23 protein-coding genes are annotated in these 19,612 nt (G+C 64.4%); 10 read left to right on the top strand and 13 right to left on the bottom strand.

Annotated features, from left to right (window positions below; genetic code table 11):
• Positions 1-2: 2 nt before the first annotated feature.
• Positions 3-1,256 carry an aminopeptidase gene (locus tag VGO12_RS20855; protein ID WP_327514665.1) on the top strand — a complete coding sequence of 418 codons (1,254 nt, stop codon included), beginning with the start codon at positions 3-5 and terminating at the stop codon, positions 1,254-1,256.
• An 81-nt stretch (positions 1,257-1,337) separates the two neighbouring features.
• On the opposite strand, the gene VGO12_RS20850 is transcribed toward VGO12_RS20855, so the two are convergent.
• From VGO12_RS20850 to VGO12_RS20840, 3 genes are all read right to left on the bottom strand, one after another.
• Positions 1,338-1,736: a VOC family protein gene (locus tag VGO12_RS20850; protein ID WP_327514664.1), complete on the bottom strand. Its 399-nt coding sequence runs from the start codon at positions 1,734-1,736 to the stop codon at positions 1,338-1,340.
• A 22-nt stretch (positions 1,737-1,758) separates the two neighbouring features.
• Positions 1,759-2,391, bottom strand: a complete 633-nt coding sequence (locus VGO12_RS20845) for an RNA polymerase sigma factor (protein ID WP_327514663.1) — start codon at positions 2,389-2,391, stop codon at positions 1,759-1,761.
• A gap of 72 nt (positions 2,392-2,463) precedes the next feature.
• Positions 2,464-3,342 carry an EamA family transporter gene (locus VGO12_RS20840; protein WP_327514662.1) on the bottom strand — a complete coding sequence of 293 codons (879 nt, stop codon included), beginning with the start codon at positions 3,340-3,342 and terminating at the stop codon, positions 2,464-2,466.
• 88 nt (positions 3,343-3,430) lie between these two features.
• On the opposite strand from VGO12_RS20840, the gene VGO12_RS20835 reads away from it, so the two are divergent.
• Positions 3,431-3,925, top strand: coding sequence for a MarR family transcriptional regulator (locus VGO12_RS20835; RefSeq protein WP_327514694.1), 495 nt, complete (start codon positions 3,431-3,433; stop codon positions 3,923-3,925).
• Positions 3,926-3,931: 6 nt separating this feature from the next.
• Here VGO12_RS20835 and VGO12_RS20830 read toward each other — a convergent pair whose 3' ends face one another.
• Both VGO12_RS20830 and xseA read right to left on the bottom strand, forming a co-directional pair.
• The gene (locus VGO12_RS20830) at positions 3,932-4,522 is read right to left on the bottom strand and encodes an NAD(P)H-dependent oxidoreductase (RefSeq protein ID WP_327514661.1); all 591 of its coding nucleotides are present in this window, start codon (positions 4,520-4,522) and stop codon (positions 3,932-3,934) included.
• A 28-nt stretch (positions 4,523-4,550) separates the two neighbouring features.
• On the bottom strand, positions 4,551-6,164 hold the full coding sequence (xseA, locus tag VGO12_RS20825; protein ID WP_327514660.1) for an exodeoxyribonuclease VII large subunit: 1,614 nt from the start codon (positions 6,162-6,164) through the stop codon (positions 4,551-4,553).
• Between the two features lie 257 nt (positions 6,165-6,421).
• Here xseA and VGO12_RS20820 point away from each other — a divergent pair, with 257 nt between their 5' ends.
• Positions 6,422-6,571: a hypothetical protein gene (locus tag VGO12_RS20820; RefSeq protein ID WP_327514659.1), complete on the top strand. Its 150-nt coding sequence runs from the start codon at positions 6,422-6,424 to the stop codon at positions 6,569-6,571.
• A 24-nt stretch (positions 6,572-6,595) separates the two neighbouring features.
• Positions 6,596-6,808 carry a hypothetical protein gene (locus tag VGO12_RS20815; RefSeq protein WP_327514658.1) on the top strand — a complete coding sequence of 71 codons (213 nt, stop codon included), beginning with the start codon at positions 6,596-6,598 and terminating at the stop codon, positions 6,806-6,808.
• 3 nt (positions 6,809-6,811) lie between these two features.
• Here the strand turns inward: VGO12_RS20815 and VGO12_RS20810 are convergent, their stop codons facing one another.
• Positions 6,812-7,591, bottom strand: a complete 780-nt coding sequence (locus VGO12_RS20810; protein WP_327514657.1) for a helix-turn-helix domain-containing protein — start codon at positions 7,589-7,591, stop codon at positions 6,812-6,814.
• 128 nt (positions 7,592-7,719) lie between these two features.
• On the opposite strand from VGO12_RS20810, the gene VGO12_RS20805 reads away from it, so the two are divergent.
• The gene (locus VGO12_RS20805) at positions 7,720-8,124 is read left to right on the top strand and encodes a hypothetical protein (RefSeq protein WP_327514656.1); all 405 of its coding nucleotides are present in this window, start codon (positions 7,720-7,722) and stop codon (positions 8,122-8,124) included.
• A 70-nt stretch (positions 8,125-8,194) separates the two neighbouring features.
• Here VGO12_RS20805 and VGO12_RS20800 read toward each other — a convergent pair whose 3' ends face one another.
• On the bottom strand, positions 8,195-9,181 hold the full coding sequence (locus tag VGO12_RS20800) for a Gfo/Idh/MocA family oxidoreductase (protein WP_327514655.1): 987 nt from the start codon (positions 9,179-9,181) through the stop codon (positions 8,195-8,197).
• A 200-nt stretch (positions 9,182-9,381) separates the two neighbouring features.
• Here VGO12_RS20800 and VGO12_RS20795 point away from each other — a divergent pair, with 200 nt between their 5' ends.
• Both VGO12_RS20795 and VGO12_RS20790 read left to right on the top strand, forming a co-directional pair.
• Positions 9,382-10,326: an aldo/keto reductase gene (locus VGO12_RS20795; RefSeq protein WP_327514654.1), complete on the top strand. Its 945-nt coding sequence runs from the start codon at positions 9,382-9,384 to the stop codon at positions 10,324-10,326.
• 24 nt (positions 10,327-10,350) lie between these two features.
• Positions 10,351-10,824, top strand: a complete 474-nt coding sequence (locus tag VGO12_RS20790) for a GNAT family N-acetyltransferase (RefSeq protein WP_327514653.1) — start codon at positions 10,351-10,353, stop codon at positions 10,822-10,824.
• Here VGO12_RS20790 and VGO12_RS20785 read toward each other — a convergent pair.
• Both VGO12_RS20785 and VGO12_RS20780 read right to left on the bottom strand, forming a co-directional pair.
• The gene (locus tag VGO12_RS20785; RefSeq protein WP_327514652.1) at positions 10,776-11,411 is read right to left on the bottom strand and encodes a hypothetical protein; all 636 of its coding nucleotides are present in this window, start codon (positions 11,409-11,411) and stop codon (positions 10,776-10,778) included. The two genes, VGO12_RS20790 and VGO12_RS20785, sit on opposite strands and share 49 nt — an antisense overlap.
• Before the next feature lie 87 nt (positions 11,412-11,498).
• On the bottom strand, positions 11,499-12,389 hold the full coding sequence (locus tag VGO12_RS20780) for a LysR family transcriptional regulator (RefSeq protein ID WP_327514651.1): 891 nt from the start codon (positions 12,387-12,389) through the stop codon (positions 11,499-11,501).
• Positions 12,390-12,640: 251 nt separating this feature from the next.
• Here VGO12_RS20780 and VGO12_RS20775 point away from each other — a divergent pair, with 251 nt between their 5' ends.
• The 3 genes from VGO12_RS20775 (at position 12,641) to VGO12_RS20765 (ending at position 14,490) form a co-directional block, all read left to right on the top strand.
• Entirely contained in the window at positions 12,641-13,636 is a 996-nt protein-coding gene (locus VGO12_RS20775) for an aldo/keto reductase (protein WP_327514650.1), read from the top strand.
• Positions 13,637-13,732: 96 nt separating this feature from the next.
• Complete coding sequence (locus VGO12_RS20770) at positions 13,733-14,095, top strand: nuclear transport factor 2 family protein (RefSeq protein ID WP_327514649.1); 363 nt, start codon at positions 13,733-13,735, stop codon at positions 14,093-14,095.
• Positions 14,092-14,490, top strand: a complete 399-nt coding sequence (locus VGO12_RS20765; RefSeq protein WP_327514648.1) for a VOC family protein — start codon at positions 14,092-14,094, stop codon at positions 14,488-14,490. Before VGO12_RS20770 ends, VGO12_RS20765 begins: the two co-directional genes overlap by 4 nt.
• 65 nt (positions 14,491-14,555) lie before the next feature.
• On the opposite strand, the gene pheT is transcribed toward VGO12_RS20765, so the two are convergent.
• The 4 genes from pheT to rplT form a co-directional block, all read right to left on the bottom strand.
• On the bottom strand, positions 14,556-16,982 hold the full coding sequence (pheT, locus tag VGO12_RS20760) for a phenylalanine--tRNA ligase subunit beta (RefSeq protein WP_327514647.1): 2,427 nt from the start codon (positions 16,980-16,982) through the stop codon (positions 14,556-14,558).
• Positions 16,983-17,115: 133 nt separating this feature from the next.
• Positions 17,116-18,198, bottom strand: coding sequence for a phenylalanine--tRNA ligase subunit alpha (pheS, locus tag VGO12_RS20755; RefSeq protein ID WP_327514646.1), 1,083 nt, complete (start codon positions 18,196-18,198; stop codon positions 17,116-17,118).
• A gap of 50 nt (positions 18,199-18,248) precedes the next feature.
• A complete protein-coding gene (locus VGO12_RS20750; protein ID WP_327514645.1) occupies positions 18,249-19,022 on the bottom strand; it encodes a serine/threonine protein phosphatase in 774 nt (257 codons plus the stop codon).
• Positions 19,023-19,167: 145 nt separating this feature from the next.
• Positions 19,168-19,572: a 50S ribosomal protein L20 gene (gene rplT, locus VGO12_RS20745; protein WP_275022268.1), complete on the bottom strand. Its 405-nt coding sequence runs from the start codon at positions 19,570-19,572 to the stop codon at positions 19,168-19,170.
• Positions 19,573-19,612 lie beyond the last annotated feature (40 nt).

Raw genomic sequence — 19,612 nt, 5'->3', positions numbered from 1 at the left:
TCATGACCTATCCCGCCAACACGCCTAATCCCATCGATCCGGTGAAACTCGACAAGCTTGCGGAAGTCGCAATCCAGGTCGGCCTGCAGCTGCAGCGCGGCCAGGACCTGGTGATGACCGCGCCGGTCGCGGCGATGCCGCTGGTGCGACTGATCACCAAGCACGCCTACAAGGCGGGCGCCGGGCTGGTCACGACGCTCTATTCGGACGAAGATACGACGCTTTCGCGCTATGCCTATGCGCCTGACGAGAGCTTCGACCGGGCGAGCGACTGGCTGTTCAAGGGCATGGCAGAAGCCTTTGCCGGGGGTGCAGCGCGGCTGGCGATCTCCGGCGACAACCCGATGATGCTGTCGGCGCAGGATCCGGCCAAGGTCGCCCGCGCCAACAAGGCGAACTCGATCGCCTACAAGCCCGCGCTCGAAAAGATCTCCAACTTCGACATCAACTGGAACATCGTTTCCTACCCGAACCCGTCCTGGGCGAAGCTGGTCTTCCCGAATGACCCGGAGGACGTTGCGGTCGAGAAGCTGGCCAACGCCATCTTCGCCGCCTCGCGCGTCGATGTCGCCGATCCGGTCGCCGCCTGGAAGGAGCACAATGCCAATCTCGCGCGGCGTTCGGCGTGGCTGAACGGCGAGCGTTTTTCCGCCCTGCACTTCACGGGTCCTGGCACCGACCTGACTGTGGGCCTCGCCGATGGGCATCTCTGGTGCGGTGGTGCGTCGGAAGCCAAGAACGGTGTGACCTGCAATCCGAACATCCCGACCGAGGAAGTGTTCACGACCCCACACGCGCTGCGCGTCGAGGGCCATGTCTCCTCGACCAAGCCGCTGTCCCACCAGGGCACGCTGATCGACAATATCCAGGTGCGCTTCGAGGGTGGCAGGATCGTCGAGGCGAAGGCCTCGCGCGGCGAGGAGGTGCTGAACAAGGTGCTCGACACCGACGAGGGCGCGCGCCGGCTCGGCGAAGTGGCGCTGGTGCCGCATTCCTCGCCGATCTCGGCGAGCGGCGTGCTGTTCTACAACACGCTGTTTGACGAAAACGCCTCCTGCCACATCGCGCTCGGCCAGTGCTATTCCGGATGCTTCATCGACGACACCAAGCTGACGCCGGAGCAGATCCGCGCGCAAGGCGGCAATTCGAGCCTGATCCATATCGACTGGATGATCGGTTCAGGCCAGGTGGACATCGACGGCGTGCGCGCCGACGGCAGCCGCGTGCCGGTCATGCGCAAGGGCGAGTGGGCCTGATCCGGGCCGATCGTCAGGAGCATTTATTGAGAGGGCTTTCGGCCGCCGCAGCACACGCGGCGGCCTTTTCTGTGGCACCCGTCAGCCGTGGGCGGCGCGTTTCAGTCGCGGGACCTGAGCCGACTGGTAGAGCGACAGGACGTGCCCGTCCGGATCGGCGAATTCCGCCGACCAGCCGCCGGGCGCATGGCTCACCGGGGTGACGATAGTGGTGCCCTTCTCAGCGAGACCGGCGACCACGTCGTCGATGCCGCCCTCGGCGAGATCGAACACGATGATGGGTGAATTGCCGGGTTTGCTTTCCACGACGAAGAAGACCAGTTCGACCTCGTCTTCTATCTTCGCCATCAGCCAGGCTCCGGCGTCGTCGTCATCCATGCGCTGCACCTCAAGTCCCAGCACATCCCGATAGAAGACCTCCGTCCGATCGAGGTCCGATATGTAGTAGCAGACGGCTCCGATACGCGGTTTCGACAGCATTGCTTGCTCCCTTTTCCGTTGGTTACGCCGGCTTGTTGCCGCCGGTCGCGGTTTTGTGAGGCGGGCGAGACGAAAAACTGACCGCAAAGAGATGACCGTCCGGATCGTGGCTGGCGAATGCCGCCTTGCGGCTACGCGTCATGGGCAGGAGCGCCTGGCGGATACGGCCGCTTTCGAGCGGAAAGCGCAGCCCGACCAGTTCCAGATTGCTCTCGCTGTTGCCGGCGTCGCGCCAGGCCCGCCGCAGCTGCAGAATGCGCTGGCGCAGCGCCTCGTCGGAAATCCTGAGGAGATGACGAATCTCCGGCCGGTTGTGCCCGGCGACAGCAAGCAGCATCACGATCCTGGGAGCGGGTGCCAAAGTCGCGGCAAAGGCGAGCGGATCGTTCGAACCCGCACCAGTTTCCGCTGCCGGGAGGCTCGACTGACGCTCGCGGCGAAGGCGCCGCGCGGCGGTGCGCGCCTGCATCGCCGCCAGCTTGCGAATGACGCCGCAGAACCAGGCGCGGTCCTCGCCCGTCGGGAACCGCCCTGCCTTCAGCGCGACGACCAGCGCCTCATGCAGCAAATCCTCCGCTTCGGCGGCGCGGCGGGTCTGGCGCCGCGCAAAGCGGAGGAGATCGGAATACTGCGCCGGCGTCAGGTGCTCGGTCATGGGCGGCAGCGCTTCCTGCAGTTGCGGTAGCCGGCAATGTGACGGGCCGCCCCTGCGGTTGCAAGTCCCACCTCAGGCGCGGACGGGACTTGCCTTGGGCGCCTGTTGCGCACGCTGGCTGAACCAGACGCTGGCGAAGACGACGAGAATGCCCAGTGCCTGGATTGGCGTCAGTTGCTCGCCGAGCACGCCCCAGCCAAGCAGGATGGCGACGACCGGGCTCAAGAAACCGAGCGGCGAGACGGCGGAGGGTTCCAGCCGCGACAGGCCGCGGAACCAGAGCAGATAGGTGAAGGCAGCGCCGATCAGGCCGAGATAGGCAAGGCTGAGCACGTTTGTCGCCGACAGCGCCGGGAACGACGGTTCGAAGAACAGCGCCACCGGCACGAGCAGCAACCCGCCCGCCGCGAGCTGCCAGGCGGTGAAGGTCAGCGGCGGCACCGGCGGCGCCCAGTGCCGGCTGAGCACCGTGCCGAAGGCCATCGAGACGGCACCGGCAAGGCCCGCCATGATCCCGAGCGGATCCAGTGTCGCGCCGGGGGTCAGCACCAGCAGGCCGACGCCGACGATACCGGCAAGGCCCGCAACCACGCTGAGCGCGCGGATCGGCGAACCGAGAAAGACCCGCGACAGCAGGATGACGATCAATGGCTGGACGGCACCGACCGTCGCTGCGACACCACCCGGCAACCTGTAGGCCGAGACGAACAGCATGGCCCAGAAGAACGAGAAGTTCAGCGCTCCAAGGATGAAGGTACGTGGCCACCAGATGCCTTCCGGCAAGCGCCGGACGATGAGGAGCAGCAGCAGTCCCGCCGGCAGCGCGCGCAGCATGGCGACGGTCAGCGGGTAGCCCGACGGCAGGAACTCGGTGGTGACGAGATAGGTGCTGCCCCAGATGGCCGGAGCGAGTGCGGTCAATGCGAGATCGACGGTGCGGTTCGAGTTCATATCTTTACCTCAAGAATCTCTACATCAAGATAAATTGAAGCTATCACAGTTTATCTCTACGTCAAGATACTCTATGCTGAGAAAAATGATGGAGGCTTGGATGGATCGCGTCGACAGGATTTTGGCCCAATGGAACCGGGAGCGGCCGGACCTCGATGTTTCGGCCATGGGCCTGCTCGGTCGCCTTTCGCGGGTTTCGACGCATATCGCCCGGGAAATCGAGAAGTCGTTTTCCGAACGCGGGTTGAATGCGTCGAGCTTCGACGTGCTCGCCACGCTGCGCCGTTCCGGTCCGCCCTACCGGTTGTCGCCCAACGAACTGCTGGATACGACCATGGTCAGCTCCGGCACCATGACCAACCGCATCGACCAGCTGGAAAAGGCGGGACTCGTCGAACGGATCGCCAATCCCGAGGATCGCCGCAGCGTGATCATCGCGCTCACGAAAGAGGGTCTGCGTCGCGTCGACGAGGCAGCGACCGCGCATGTGGCAAACCAGCATCGCGTCGTTTCCAAGCTCTCGCCCGAGGAACGCCTGGTGCTCAACGCACTGCTGCGCAAATATCTCGCGGCGTTCGAATAGCCGCGATCACAGACTGGAGGCAAGCCGGCGGACACGCTCCAGATGCGCCTTGCGTTTGGCGTCGGTTGCCCGATCCATGTCGTGCAGCGAAAGCATGCGGAAGTTCAGGCCCTTGGCGCAGAAGGCGGCGATGCCGCGCTTCAGCAGCCGTTTCACCGGATTGCCCATATAGAGGTGAACCACCCACCAGGGCGAACCGGTCGTCGTCAGGGCCCAGAACAGCTTGATGTTGTTGAGCCGCGGGATGATGCGGCCGCCGGACGGGTCGTTGTCGAAGGCGACGCCTGGGGCAAAGACGCGATCGAAGAAACCTTTGAGGATCGCCGGGAAATTGAACCACCACTGCGGAAAGACGAGCACGAGGCCATCGGCCGCCTGCAAGCGCGCGATCCAGTCGGCCGCGTCCGATCGATCATAGCTATCGGTAAAATAGCTGTCTCGCTCGGCGACGCTCAGCCGTGGGTCGAAATTCTCGCGGTAGAGATCGAGCAGATCGATCGTATGTCCGCTCGCTTCCAGTGCGGCCTTGGCCTCACGGGCAACGCTTGCGGCAAAACTGTCTTCAAGCGGATGGGCAAGCACGAGCAGAATACGCATGGTTTCCCCAAACAGGAACAGAAGGAGACTAGAACAGGCTGCCCTGTTTCGGCGGATCGCCGCTTGTCGGCTCCGAAGACTTGACTGCCGCCGGCTTCTTGCGCGCAACCGTCGGCGGAACGGCAGGCTCGCCCTCGGCTTCGCCCGCAATCGCCGAAACGCGACCATCGGCGAATTCCAGAATCAGGTCCATGCCAGCCGAGACCGACGCCGCTTGCCGTACCGGACCGCCCTCGGCATCCCGGACCAGGGCAAAGCCGCGCTGCAGGACGTTGCGATAGGAGAGCGACTGCAGGATGCGGTCCTGCGCCACGATGACGCTGCGCAGACGCCTGACGTCGGCGCGCACGGCCACATCCGACCGGGCGGCAAGGCCACCGACGCGATCGGCGGCGCGATGGATCTGGCCGATGAGGCGCGAGGGCAGCGCGCGCAGAGCGGCATCAGCCGCCTGGACCCGGGCCTCGCCGCGATGCACCTGGCGCTCGACGATGCGCTCGGCCTTGTTGATGGCATCGGCAAGGCGCTGACGTCGCTCGGAAAGCTTGCCCTTGAGGAGATCCGCGCGCAGGTTCGCCGAAACGCGTTCGAACTGCCGGCGCTTGTTGGCGGTGTTCATCGTGAGACCGCGCCCAAGACCAACGGCGGCCTCGTCGAAGCGGCGGCGCGGGAGTGCCAGCAACTGGTCGAGCGACGGAAGCGCGCGCGCCAGCGAACGCACCGCTTGACGACGGTTGTCCATCTGCCGCCCAACCGCCGCCTTGAGGCGTGCCGAGAGCCCGGAGATACCCGCGTCGAGATCGGCCTTGACCGGCACCGCCATCTCGGCGGCGCCGGTCGGCGTCGGCGCCCGCTGGTCGGCGGCATAGTCGATCAGGGTCCAGTCGGTCTCATGCCCGACAGCGGAAATCAGCGGGATCTCGGACGCCGCTGCGGCGCGAACGACCGCCTCGTCGTTGAAGCCCCACAGATCCTCCAGGCTGCCGCCGCCGCGTGCGACGATCAGAACGTCCGGGCGGGCGATCGGCCCACCGGGCTCGATGGCGTTGAAGCCGCGGATCGCCGCCGCCACCTCGTCGCCCGAACCGTCGCCCTGCACCCGCACTGGCCAGACGACGACATGCACCGGGAACCGATCGGCAATCCGGTGCAGGATATCGCGGATGACGGCTCCGGTTGGCGAGGTGACGACGCCGATAACCTTGGGCATGTAGGGCAACGGCCGCTTGCGGCCGGCATCGAACAGCCCCTCGGCGGCGAGCTTGCGCTTGCGCTCTTCGAGCAGCGCCATCAGCGCGCCGGCGCCGGCCGGCTCCATGGATTCAATGACGATCTGGTATTTTGACGACCCCGGGAAGGTGGTGACCTTGCCGGTCGCGATCACTTCCATGCCCTCCTCGGGGCGGAAGCGCAGGCGCGAGAAGGTGCCCTTCCAGATCACCGCGTCGATGCGCGCGCGGTCGTCCTTGAGAGCGAAATAGGCGTGGCCCGAGGAATGTGGGCCCCGATAGCCGGAGATCTCGCCGCGCACGCGCACCTGGTCGAAGGCCTGCTCGACCGTTCGCTTGATCGAGCCCGAAAGCTCGCTGACCGAATACTCGGTGAGGTTGCTCGGAGAATCGCTGTCGAAAAAAGAAGCCATGGCTCCTTTTACCGCACCCTTCGCCGAAGGCCAGCACATCCCGTGCAATCCAGCTGTCCACGGCGACGGCTTTCAGGGTTTCAGCGCGTAGAGCCGGATGGAGGAACCCCTGGAACCGGAAGCGGCGACAGGAGCGCCGGCTCCTGCCCGAGGCCAGTGCGCAGGGGCTGCTTGCGCTTGCTCTGAGCCCAACGCTGATCATCGCCCTCGCCGTCTGCGGCATCGGCACGATCATCTGGATCTCCACGATCAAACCGGTGCCCCGGACGATCGCCTGCTCGTTCATGGCGCTGACGTTTTGCATCGTGCCGCTGTTTGCCGCCCTTTTCCTCGGCGAGGCCGTGACACTGCCCTACGCCTTCGGCGCCGCGCTGATCATCGGCGGCATGATCATCATCAACTTTTAAGTGATAGCCGGTATCAAGGTCCCCATGATTGTCACCGCGTCCTTCCTACTCGGCCTTGCCGCCTGCGGCCTCAGATCGGTGCGCGCCTGCCTGCTGATCGGCGCGGTTCTGATGGCGCTTGCCGGTTGGAGCGGCGACTGGATTCAGGTGACGGCGGCGATCGGCGCCTACAACATGGGCATGGCGCTGGCGCTGTGCGGCGCCATCGCCTTCGGCCTTCAGCGCCACCGCCGATAGCATCTATCCCTTCCGCTCGAAGAACGCCCTGGTCTGCTCATCGGCCGGAAAAAAGGATTCAATCAGCACGCCTTCGACGAGCGCATCCTGGGTCGAGCCGAACGTCTGAAGCGTGGTGATGAAGCTCAGCCGCAGGCCGTCGATGTCGAGGTCGATCGGCAGGACCGGCAAACGATCCGTGTCCGGGTGGTTCTCAGCGGCGCGCAAGACGGCCGGATTGGACGCGGCCTTTTCCAGGCGCTTGCCGAGGCGGCTGCGCGGACCCTGCAGCCAGGCCTCGGTGCGCACGCGCTGGACGAGATCGGCAGCGGCCGCTTCCCAGTTGAGAACCAGCCGACGAACGTTCTCGTTGCCAAGGAACACATCAAGGAAATTCTCGCCCGGTTGAAACGGCACGTCGGCGGCGACGGCCAGGTTCGCAAGCGCCGGATTGACGACGAGCAGCGTGTATTCGTGGTCGAGCACCAGTCCGGGATAGGGGTCGTGGCGCGCCAGAATGAGCCTGATGGCGTTGGCGACGGCAGGCGGCATGGCGTCCAGCCCCGCGGCGGAACGTGTCGCCATGCGCGGCCGATAGCCGGCTGCCGAAAACAGCGTGCCCTGGTCCCGCGCCGGAATGTCCAGTACCGAGGCCAGTCTCAGGATCATGCCTTCCGACGGTTTCGATCGCCCGGTTTCCAGAAACGACAGGTGCCGCGCGGAAATGCCGGCAGCGACGGCAAGGTCGAGCTGGCTCATGCGGCGATGTCCACGCCATTCCTTCAGGTGTTCGCCAAACTGCATGGATCGTGATTCTCCGTTTTGCCGGAGAGTGGCGTGCGCGCGGCGTAAAATCCATTACCTCAGAGGTAATTGGTTTGATGACACCGTCCCGGCACTCTCCGGCCATCGACAAACGGATGGAGCCGACCATGAACTTTTCGAACCGCAGCCTGCTCAACAAGACCTTCCTTGCCGACGGCGTCTACTCGCTCGCCGTCGGCGCCGTGCTGATCCTTGCCGCGGCACCGCTTGCTTCGCTGTTCGGCCCGGCGGCGACACCGGCGCTGCTGAAGCTGCTTGGCGTCGGCCTCGTCTTCTGGGGGATCTTCCACCTCTCCGCGGCCCGCAACGGCGGCCCGGTGGCGACAGCGGCCCGCGTCAGCATAGCTGGCGACGTGCTCTGGCTGGCGGCAAGCCTCGCCTTGCTTGTCGCGGTCTACCCGTCGCTCTCGGTCTACGGCATCGGCTTCATCGTCATCGGCCTGATCACCGTGACCGATTTCCTGGTCTACAAGCTGCGTGGCCTTACCCGGGAACGGGCGGCGATCGCCTGACGGCGACCGCAGGCATTGGCGCATCACAAAGGGCCCGCCGGTAAACCGGCGGGCCCTTTGTCCCGTGCAGTCAGATCGTTTCCCAGCCGTCCTTGGCGCTGGCGCGATAGATGGCGTCAATGAATTTCTGATTGAGACGCGAGTTTTCGAGCGTCACCACTTCCTCCGGCTCGCCCTTGGCGGCCCGTGCGAAGGCCTCCGCCTGGAGCTTGTACTGGCGCGCATCCTGGAAGCGGAAGAGCTGGGACTGGCCGTGGTTCTGGTTGGTCAGTTCCACTTCTTCGCGACCGTAGCGGTCGGCGTTGAAGGGCGACTTGACCTCGATGAAACCCTTGTCGCCGTGAAACACCATGACCTGGCGCGCAGCGAGCTGGGTGGAGATGTAGAAGCTGAGCTCGAAATCGCCGAAGTCCGCCCGTACGCTCGAATAGATGTCGGTGCCGAACTCCGGATCGCGGTCGGTGCTTGCCTGCACGCGCAGCGGCTCCCTGGCCGTGACGAAGCGCGTGGTGATCGTCGGATAGACGCCGATATCCGGCAGCCCACCGCCACCCAGCGCCGGAATGTTGCGCATGTTGTTGGGATCGCGGTTGAAATAGGTGAAGGCGCCCTGGACGTGGCGCAGCCGGCCAATCGCGCCCTCGGCGATGAGCGAGCGCACCTTGCGCCAGACGGGGCTGTAGGTGACCATGAAGGCCTCGGCGATCAGCACGCCGTTGCGGTCGCGCGCCGCCAGCAGCGTATCGATCTCCGAGGCGCGCAGCGCGATCGGCTTTTCGCACAGCACATGCTTGCCGGCATTGGCCGCCTTGACCGACCACTCGATGTGCTGGGACGTCGGCAGGGGAATGTAGACCGCGTCGATCGTGTCCGATGCCAGCATCTCCTCGTAGGATCCGAAGGCGTGCGGCACCGAAAAGCGATCGGCCATGGCCCGCGCCCTGTCGAAGTCGCGGCTGGCGACGGCAGACACGACACAGTTTTCTGCATCCTGAATGGCCGGCACGACGAGGTCGCGGCCGATCCTGGCCGTCGACAGAATTCCGAAACGTAACATGGTGATGCTCCCCTGATTTGGTGACAGAGACTAGCGCCGAGGTACGTACCTAGCAAGCCGGAGGCATGGGATCGGTGGGGATGGACCGGATGCAGAAAAATGCCGCAAGGCGGGTGACAATGTCAGCTTTTCTGCCCTATCTTTCCCAGACAAACCTCCCGTGACTTCAATGCCCTTATCCAGTCCAATGGAGCGAAACCATGGAAAAACTGAGACTTGGCCGCACCAACTTGAACATCGCACCCCTGGTCTTCGGCGGCAACGTCTTCGGCTGGACCGCCGACGAAAAGACCTCTTTCGCGCTGCTCGACGCCTTTTTTGACGCCGGTTTCAATGCCGTCGACACGGCCGACGTCTACTCCTCCTGGGCTCCCGGCAATCAGGGCGGTGAATCCGAAACGATCATCGGCAAATGGCTGAAACAGTCTGGTCGCTCACGGGACAAGGCCGTCATCATCACCAAGGTCGGCTCCGAACTCGGACCGGACCGCAAAGGCCTGTCGCGCCGCTGGATCGTGCAGGCAGTCGAAGATTCCCTGAAACGCCTGCAGACCGACTACATCGACCTCTACCTCTCGCACTGGCCGGATCCGGAGACGCCCTACGAGGAGACGCTTTCGGCCTATGACCAGTTGCTGTCGGAAGGCAAGATCCGCGCGATCGGCGCCTCCAACCTCAATTCACTGCAGCTGCGCGAAGCGCTCGACGTGTCGGCGAACCTCGGCCTACCGCGCTACGCCGTCCTGCAGCCGGAATACAATCTCTACGACCGCGACAGTTTCGAAGGACCGTTGCGGGATCTCTGCATCTCCGAGGAGATCGGCGTCATCACCTATTTCGGCCTGGCGCGCGGTTTCCTCTCCGGAAAATACCGGACGCACAAGGATCTTGAAGGCTCGACGCGCGGCAGCGGCGTCGAGAAGTATCTCGATGGCCGCGGCATGCGCATTCTCGGCGTGCTCGACGCCATTTCGGCCGAGACCGGCGCAACCCAGGCAGAAATCGCGCTTGCCTGGGTGCGGACCCGCAAGGGTGTCACCGCGCCGATCGCCAGCGCCACCAGCCTCGCGCAACTGCAAAGCCTCATTCGCTCCACCGAGCTTGAGTTGTCCAGCGAAGCGATCCGACAACTCAACGATGTCTGAGCACGACGGGAGCAGACCAGCATTATGACATTGACGATACGTGCGGCGGAAAGCGGCGACGAGGCGGCCTGGCGCCAGCTGTGGTCCGGTTATGTCGCCTTTTCCGGCACCGAGCTTGCCGAGGATATCATCGACCTCACCTGGAACCGGCTGATCGATCCCTCAGCCCCGCTCTTTGCCCGGCTGGCGATCCTTGATGGACAGGCGGTCGGCTTCTCCGTCTGCCAGGAGCAGCTGGCCACCTTCTTCCGGCGGCCGATCTGCTACATCGAGGATCTCTATGTCGATCCGGCGGCGCGTGGCCGGGGCGTGGCGCGCGCGATGATCGACGACCTGATTGCGCTCTGCCGGGACAAGGACTGGGACCGGCTCTACTGGTACACCGAGGGCGACAATCACACGGCACGGCGGCTCTACGACCACTATTCCGGCACCGACGAGCACGTGCGCTACAAGGTCAACTTCGGCACGGTCCTGAAGTCCGGGAACCCGGCATAGGCCTCGGCGTGGCTGCCGGCCTGGTTCGCCATGCCGGCTTTCGTGAGGAGACCACGCGGCTGAATGAAGCTTGATATCCGCCGGGCGGGGCGCTCGTGCCATTGGATGTTGAAGGCCCACAGTTTTGGGAAAAAACACAGCGACGCATAGGGCAGATGGTCGTGGATCCACCAGGCGATCGACTGCCAGCCGCCGATTTCGCCGCGGCGATCCCATGCCCAGGGGATGACGATGCAGGCGCTGGCGCCGATGCATCCATCGGCGTCGCGCATGTCCCAAATGTGGTCTGCGGCTGAGGCGGCGTTGGTCGAACAATTGAGGCCATTGGCATTGCCGAAGCCGTTGACCGCGCGGTTGCGGTAGCCCGAGCGGATCACGAGACGGCCGAAGGTCGCCTCCAGCGGCTCGAGCAGCTCTTCGCAAAGGTGCCTCCCGGCCTCGATCGCCAGATCGGGATCGTCGGGAATGTTCGGGATGCGATAGAAATCGGCAATCTCGGAATGCAGGAAATCGCGAAGGAAGAAATTTCGCGACAGCCGTGTGCGCCCGAGATCCTCGAGGCCTCTCATCGAACCGGGTCTTTTCATCGTCTCCTGCCTTCCGATGCATCGTTTTGTCCGTCAAGGCGACCATGTCCAGACATGCCGCGAGCCGCCACCCGATATCGCGACCTGCTAGCCGCTGTGGCGAAAGAAATCGATGAAGGCGCGCAACGCCGGCCGCATCTGCCTGCGGCTCGGATAATAGAGATAGGGACCGGCATAGGGGGCGCACCAGTCCGCCATGACCCGCTCCAGCCGTGCTTCGGCGATCGAGGTCTCGACGCGCGACAGGAACAGATAGGCGAGACCCGCCCCGCCGATCGCCGCTTTGATGATCGGGCGATCCTCGCCCAGGATCAGCGGCCCCTCGACCGATACGGTCAGCTCCGCGCCATCCTTCTCGAACTCCCAGCGATAGAGCGCGCCGTTGGAAAACCGTCGCCGGATGCAGCGATGCTGCGCCAGATCGCGTGGATGCTGCGGCCGGCCATGGCGCTCGAAATAGCCCGGCGAAGCGACGACGGCGCTTTCGAGATCCGGGCCGACCCTGACGGCGATCATGTCGGCCTCGAGACTTTCACCGAGCCGGATGCCGGCGTCGTATCTCTGTTCGACGATATCGGTGAAGCCGTCCTCATTGGCGATTTCGAGCACGATATCCGGATAAAGGTCGAGAAAGGCGCCGAGCCGGGGCGCAAGAATGAGGTCGGCGGCAAAGCGCGGCGCGGTGATGCGCAGGTTGCCGGCCGGTCGCTCCCGCGCGTCGGCGGTGGCTTCCAGCGCATGGGCGATTTCGTCGAGCGCCGGCGCCAGCCGGTCGAGGAGCCGGCTGCCCTCTTCCGTCGGCGCCACGCTGCGGGTGGTTCGCGCCAGAAGCCTTATCCCGAGGCTCGCCTCGAGCGCGCCGACCGCGTGGCTGATCGCCGACGGCGCCACGCCCAGTTCACGCGCGGCGGCACGAAAGCTGCCATGGGCGGCGACGGCCGCCAGCACTGCGAGTTGGGAAAGCTGTGTTCGGTTCATTGATCGAAACAATAGAACAGCCCGTGAGAATTGACAGTGATTTTCAGTCGCCGCGGTCCGCTCTATTCTTCAATCGTTGCTCACGCAGGATAAGACGAGGCGTTCGTCTGCGATAGCACAGCACTGAAGGAGCCATCCCTCGCCGTCAGCAGGTGCATCGATGGTCTCCTGCCGTCACTTCACGTGTCAGACGAATGGACGCGCTCTCCCAGCGCGCGGTTCTGATGCGGAACACCCCGAAAGGAAACGACATGAAGACCCGCAAACTCGGGAATGACCTGACCGTCTCCACCATCGGCCTTGGCTGCATGGGCATGAGCTTCGCCTATGGCGCCAGCGACGAGGCCGAATCCACCCGCACCCTTCACCGCGCCGTCGAGCTCGGCATCACGTTTTTTGATACCGCCGAGGTCTATGGCCCCTTCGAGAACGAAAAGCTCGTCGGCAGGGCGCTCGCCCCGGTGCGCGACAAGGTGACGATCGCGACGAAGTTCGGTTTTCGCATCGAGCCGGGCGTTCCGGCGGCGCAGGCGATCAGGGGCGTTGACGGGCGACCGGAACACGCCAAGGCGGTGGCGGAAGCCTCGTTGAAGCGCCTCGGCACCGATGTCATCGACCTTTACTACCAGCACCGTGTCGACCCTGACGTACCGATCGAGGACACGGTGGGCGCGATGGCGGAGCTGGTGCGTGAAGGCAAGGTGCGCGCGCTCGGCCTGTCGGAAGCCAGTGCCGCCACCATTCGCCGCGCCCACAGGGTTCACCCGATCGCCGCGGTCCAGAGCGAATACTCGCTGTGGTCGCGCGATCCTGAGGAAGACGTGCTCGCCACCTGCAAGGAACTCGGCATCGGCTTTGTGCCCTACAGCCCGCTTGGGCGCGGCATGCTGACCGGCGCCATTCGCAAGGCTGACGAGCTTTCGGCCGACGACTTCCGCCGGTCGCTGCCGCGTTTCCAGGCGGAGAACTTCGACGCCAATGTGCGCCTCGTCGAAACGCTTGAAGGGCTGGCGCGCGCGAAAGGCGTGACCGCAGCCCAGCTGGCGCTTGCCTGGGTGATCCATCAGTACGACTTCATCGTGCCGATCCCAGGCGCGCGCAAGCTCGACCATCTGGAACAGAATGCGGCCGCGGCGGACATCAAGCTGACATCAGAGGAAGCCGGACTGCTCTCCGACGCGCTCTCTCCGTCCCTGGTCTCCGGCAAGCGCTACAGCGACGCTTCGCTGGCGCTGACGAACCGCTGAGCCAAAAATCTCTCCGCTCGATCGGGCGGAGAGATTCGAATTTCCCGGCGGGCGCGCTACCTCTCCTTGCGAGCAACAACTGGGGAGGTGCGGGGAATGTCCGACGAACAGGCGATCAGCGCAGTGGTTCACCTCTATGTGGACGGCATGGCCTTTGCCAACGAGGGGGCATTGCGCAAGGCCTTCCACCACGACGCGGCGATCATCGGCAATTACAACGGCGCGCTTGAATGGATGACGCGCGACGGCTTCATCAAGGCGATCCTCGACACCGGCGCCTCGCCACCCGGCACCCAGCCGGAAATGGACGTCCAGACGATCGACATCACCGGCGATGCTGCGAACGTGAAGGTGGTCGACAGCTTCGCCGGCGAGCGCTTCACCGACTATCTGTCGCTGGTGAAAATCGACGGCCGCTGGTTGATCGTCAACAAGATCTACCATCTGCACGCCGGATGACCGAACCTCAGCATCGTCCGCCAGCAACCGGCCGGCTGATCGCCATCGACCATGTGCAGCTCGCGATGCCCGCAGGTGGCGAAGATGCCGCGCGCGGCTTTTACGGCGGATTGCTGGGGTTTCAGGAAATCGCCAAGCCGGACACACTGCTTGCCCGTGGCGGCTGCTGGTTCGAGCAGGGAGACGTGCGCCTGCACCTTGGTATCGACGTCGACTTCGTCGCCGCCCGCAAGGCCCATCCGGCCTTGCTGGTCGATGATCTCGACCGGATGGTCCTGAGGCTCGAAGCCGGCGGCATCGCGATCACCCATGACGAAGCGCTTGCCGGATACCGCAGATGTTACGTCAGCGACCCCTTCGGCAACCGCATCGAACTGATGCAGCGGATGGAATGACCGCAAACGAAAGGGCCGCTGCGATGCAGCGGCCCTTTTTGGTTCTGATCCGATGCGGGCGGGTGTCAGGCGCGCAGCACGCCGCCCGTGGTCTTCGTCACGTTGGCGACGATCTTGGCGGTCAGCGCCTCGAAGTCCTCGTCGGTCAGGGTGCGCTCGACCGGCTGGATGGTGACTTCGATGGCGATCGACTTCTTGCCTTCGCCGAGCGAGGCGCCCTCGAAGACGTCAAAGACGCTGACGCCGGTCACCAGTTTGCGGTCGGCGCCGGAGGCCGCCCGCAGGATGGCGCCAGCCTCGACCGTCTTGTCGACGACGAAGGCGAAGTCGCGCTTGACCGCCTGGAACGGCGAGAGATCGAGCGCCGGCTTGGTGCGGGTCGCCTTCTTCTTCGGTTCCGGCATGGCGTCGACATAGATCTCGAAGCCGCAAAGCGCGCCCGAGACATCCAGCGCTTCCAGCGTCTTCGGGTGGAACTCGCCGAAAGTACCGAGCACGATCTTCGGACCAAGCTTGATCGTGCCGGAGCGACCCGGGTGGTACCAGGAGGGACCGCCCGGCTCGAACTGGACATTGCCCATCGGCACGCCGCAGGCTTCGAGCACCGCGATCGCATCGGCCTTGGCATCGAAGACGTCAACCGGCTTGCCGCCGCCCTTGGCGGCGTTCGACCAGAGGCGGCCGGCGCCGTTGAGCGAAGCCGTACCACGACGGATGCCGCCGGCAACACGGCGCTGGGCGTCCGGCGTATCGCCTTCATAGGTGCCCGACACCTCGAACAACGCGACATCGCCAAAACCCTTGTCGGCGTTGCGCTGGGCGGCCGTGAGCAGGCCCGGCAGCAGCGACGGGCGCATGTCGGACATGTCGGCGGCGATCGGATTGGCGAGCTTCAGCGCCGGCGCGCCACCACCGAAGAGCTTTGCCTGATCTTCCGGAATGAACGACCAGGTGACCGCTTCCAGCATGCCGCGGCTTGCCAGCGTACGTTTGGCAAGACGGGTGCGGATCTGCAGCGTCGTCAGGATCTTGCCGTTGACGGTGCCATGGCTCGGCAGCGGCGATGCGACGATGTTGTCGACACCATGGATGCGCATGACCTCTTCGACGAGGTCGGCCTTGCCGTCCACATCGGGCCGCCACGAGGGTACCGAGACCTGGAAGCGCTCGCCCGAACCTTCGACGCCGAAGCCGAGTTTCTTCAGGATCGAGATGCTCTCGTCAGAAGAGACCTCAAGGCCGGTCAGCCGCTTCACTTCGGAAACCGGAAAATCGACGATCTTCGGCTGGTAGCCGGCGTAACCGACCACTTCGGCCTTGGCCGCCGTACCGCCGCAGAGTTCGAGCACCAGTTCGGTGGTGCGCTCGAGGCCGGGCACCATGTATTCAGGGTCGACCCCACGCTCGAAGCGGTAGCGCGCGTCGGTGATGATACCGAGCGTGCGACCGGTCTTGGCGATGTTCATCGGGTCCCAGAGCGCCGACTCGATCAGCACGTCGGTGGTGTTCTCGTCGCAGCCGGAATGCTCGCCGCCCATGACGCCGCCGATCGATTCGATCGCCTTTTCGTCGGCGATAACGACGTTGTTGGGGCCGAGCTTGTATTCGCGCTGGTCGAGCGCCAGCACCGTTTCGCCGTCCTTGGCGCGGCGGACCGTCAGGTTGCCCTTGACCTTGGCGGCGTCGAAGACGTGCATCGGCCGACCCTGGTCGAAGGTCATGTAGTTGGTGATATCCACCAGCGCGTTGATCGGGCGGAGCCCGACGGCGAGCAGCCGCTGCTGCATCCACTTCGGCGACGGGCCGTTCTTGACGCCGCGCACCAGCCGCAGCGAGAAGCCGGGGCAGAGATGCGCGTCTTCGCCGAGATCGAGCGTCAGCTTGGTCGAGGTTTCGCCTTCGACCGCAAACGACGGTGCCTTCCGTGCCTTCAGCGTGCCGAGGCCGGAGGCCGCGAGATCCCGGGCGATACCGTAGACGCTGGTGCAGTCCGGCCGGTTCGGCGTCAGGTTGATCTCGATCATCGGATCGTCGAGGCCGGCATAGGTGGCGTAGCTCGTACCGACGGGCGCATCGTCAGGCAGGTCGATGATGCCGTTGTGGTCGTCGGAGATCTGCAGTTCCTTTTCCGAGCACATCATGCCGCGGCTTTCGACGCCGCGAATGGTGCCGACGGCAAGCGTCACGTCGATGCCGGGCACGTAGGTGCCAGGGGCTGCGAAGGCGCCGACGAGGCCGGCGCGGGCGTTCGGGGCGCCGCAGACGACCTGGATCGGGGCGCCGTTGCCGGTGTCGACCATCAGAACGCGAAGCTTATCGGCGTTCGGGTGCTGTTCGGCCGAGACGACCTTGGCAATGACGAAGGGCTTGAAGGCGGCCTTGTCGTCGACGTCCTCGACCTCGAGCCCGATCATCGTCAGGCGGGCGCAGATCTCTTCCAGCGAAGCGTCGGTATCAAGGTGGTCCTTGAGCCAGGAAAGCGTGAATTTCATGATTTCACCTGTGTCCTAGGAGCATTTTGCAGTCAGGTGACATCACCTGACGTCGCACAAATGCGGCAAATAAAAAGAACGAGTGGAAGCGCGAACGAATGCGAGCGCATCCACTCTGATCAGCTGCGCGCGATCAGGCCGACAGGCCGCCGAACAAGGTCGGCATGTCCAGCGGGCGGAAGCCGTAGTGCGTCATCCAGCGCACGTCGGCGTTGAAGAAGTCACGCAGGTCCGGCATGCCGTATTTCAGCATGGCGATGCGGTCGAGGCCCATGCCCCAGGCAAAACCCTGATACTCGTCCGGATCGAGCCCGCCGGAGCGCAGCACGTTCGGGTGCACCATGCCGCAGCCGAGGATCTCCATCCAGTCGGTGCCTTCGCCGAACTTGACGATCGGGCCGGAACGGTCGCACTGGATATCGACCTCGAAGGACGGCTCGGTGAAGGGGAAGAACGACGGGCGGAAGCGCATCGTCACCTGGTCGACCTCGAAGAAGGCCTTGCAGAACTCTTCCAGCACCCAGCGCATGTTGGCGACATTGGCCGCCTTGTCGATCACCAGGCCTTCGACCTGGTGGAACATCGGCGAGTGGGTCGCGTCGGAATCCTGCCGGTAGGTCTTGCCGGGGATGATGATGCGGATCGGCGGCTTTTGCGCTTCCATCGTGCGGATCTGCACCGGCGAGGTGTGCGTGCGCAGCACCTTGCGCTCACCCTTTTCATCCGGATTGAAGAAGAAGGTGTCGTGCATCTCGCGCGCCGGATGCCCCTCGGGGAAGTTCAGCGCCGTGAAATTGTAGTAGTCGGTTTCGATGTCCGGCCCTTCGGCGATCGAGAAGCCCATGTCGCCGAAGATCGCGGTGATCTCGTCGACGATCTGGCTGATCGGGTGAATGCGGCCCCGCTCGGCGGGCGATGAGCGCAGCGGCAGGCTGATGTCGACCGTCTCGCGCGCCAGGCGCTCGGCGATCGCCTGGTCCTTCAACGCCGCCTTGCGGGCGGCGATCGCCTCGGCGACCGTGTTCTTCAGCGCGTTGATCTGCGCGCCGCGGGTCTGGCGCTCTTCCGGCGTCATGGTGCCGAGCGTCTTCAGGAGTTCGGAGATCGAGCCCTTCTTGCCGAGCGCGTTGACGCGCACCGCTTCGATCGATCCCTCGTCCAAGGCGGCGTCGATGTCCGCCAGCAGTGTCCGTTCCAGTGTTTCCAGTTCGCTCATTCTGTCCTGCCTCGATGCGGGAATGGTTCGGTTTGTTTCGGTTCTAGTCTTCAAGGATAGGATTGCGTCGCGGTCGCAAGATAGGTCGTCGCGGCAATAAATCGGATAAGGTCGTTACCGTTGCGAAGGCGCAGCATCAGCCGCGCCATCGGCAGAAAACGGATGAAGAAAGGCATGATGTCGGCAAGCGCTCTTGCCGCGTCCTCGGGCGCTGCGGCCTTCCACGCGGCAAAGGCGCGCGCCGAGGTCTGCGGCAAGGCTGCCCGGCTCGCCACCTGCAGGAACAACAGCCACACGTCGCGGGCCTGCGCGGTTGCGAGCGGCATCACCGTCGCCGGCACTTCCTCGAAATCGAGAAAGCCGAACCCGTCGTCGTCGATCGCGAAATCGCGCGGGTGCGGCCGGCCGTGGCAGAGGCCCGCGGCGTGCAGGCGCCCCAGCTCGGCAGCGCAGCGCACGAGAAACTGGTCGTGGGCCTCCGGATCGCAGTCGCGCAAGGGACCCATGTGTTTGCTGACCGGCAAGCCGAGATGCGTGAGAACCAGCACAGTCGGTCCGCGATAAACGATCTGCGGGGTTCTGAAACCGGCAGCGGAGAAAGCGGCGATCTGGCCAACCTCGCGCTCGATCATCCCTTCGATATCGAGCAACGGCGAAGGTCGGAGCATTGCAAACCCGCCGACGCGGGCGGCAAGCCCCTGGATGTGGCAGCCGAGGCGAAGGCCGGTGCGCCGGTACCGCTTGATCCAGACGTAACGATCCTTGAGCTCGCAACGTTCAACGCGATCCCTGCCGGCGGCAAGCGCTGCCAGCAGAACCGTCATATCCTCGTCGTCCAGCTCCGGGACCGTGGAGGGTCCCTTTCGATCGTCGTGCACTTTCGTCCCGCAGAATAAGAAAAACCCGCGCCAGCCCTGCCAGCGCGGGTTTCCCAACAAATTTCAAGAACGGTTTTGGGAAAACGCTGGCTTAACGGACAGCGCTTTCAAACTCGTTGGTCGTACCGGCTTCCTTGAGGTAGGCAAGTGCCTTCTTGGAAGCTTCGACGAGGGCGCCGAACGCTGCCGGCTCATGGATAGCCATGTCGGACAGAACCTTGCGGTCGACTTCGATGCCAGCCTTGTTCAGGCCGTCGATGAAGCGGCCGTAGGTCAGGCCGAATTCGCGGACAGCAGCGTTGATGCGCTGGATCCAGAGAGCGCGGAAGTTGCGCTTGTTGACCTTGCGGTCGCGGTAAGCGTACTGCTTCGAACGGTCAACCGCAGCCTTTGCAGCGCGGATGGTGTTCTTGCGACGGCCGTAGAAGCCCTTGGCTGCCTTCAGCGTCTTCTTGTGCTTGGCGTGGGCGGTAACGCCGCGTTTTACACGTGCCATGTCATGATCTCCTTAACGTGTCCAATATGCCTGAAAGTCT

The sequence above is a fragment of the Ensifer sp. genome, assembly GCF_035999135.1.
Lineage (GTDB): Bacteria > Pseudomonadota > Alphaproteobacteria > Rhizobiales > Rhizobiaceae > Ensifer.
This window is presented reverse-complemented; position numbering and strand designations above follow the sequence as displayed.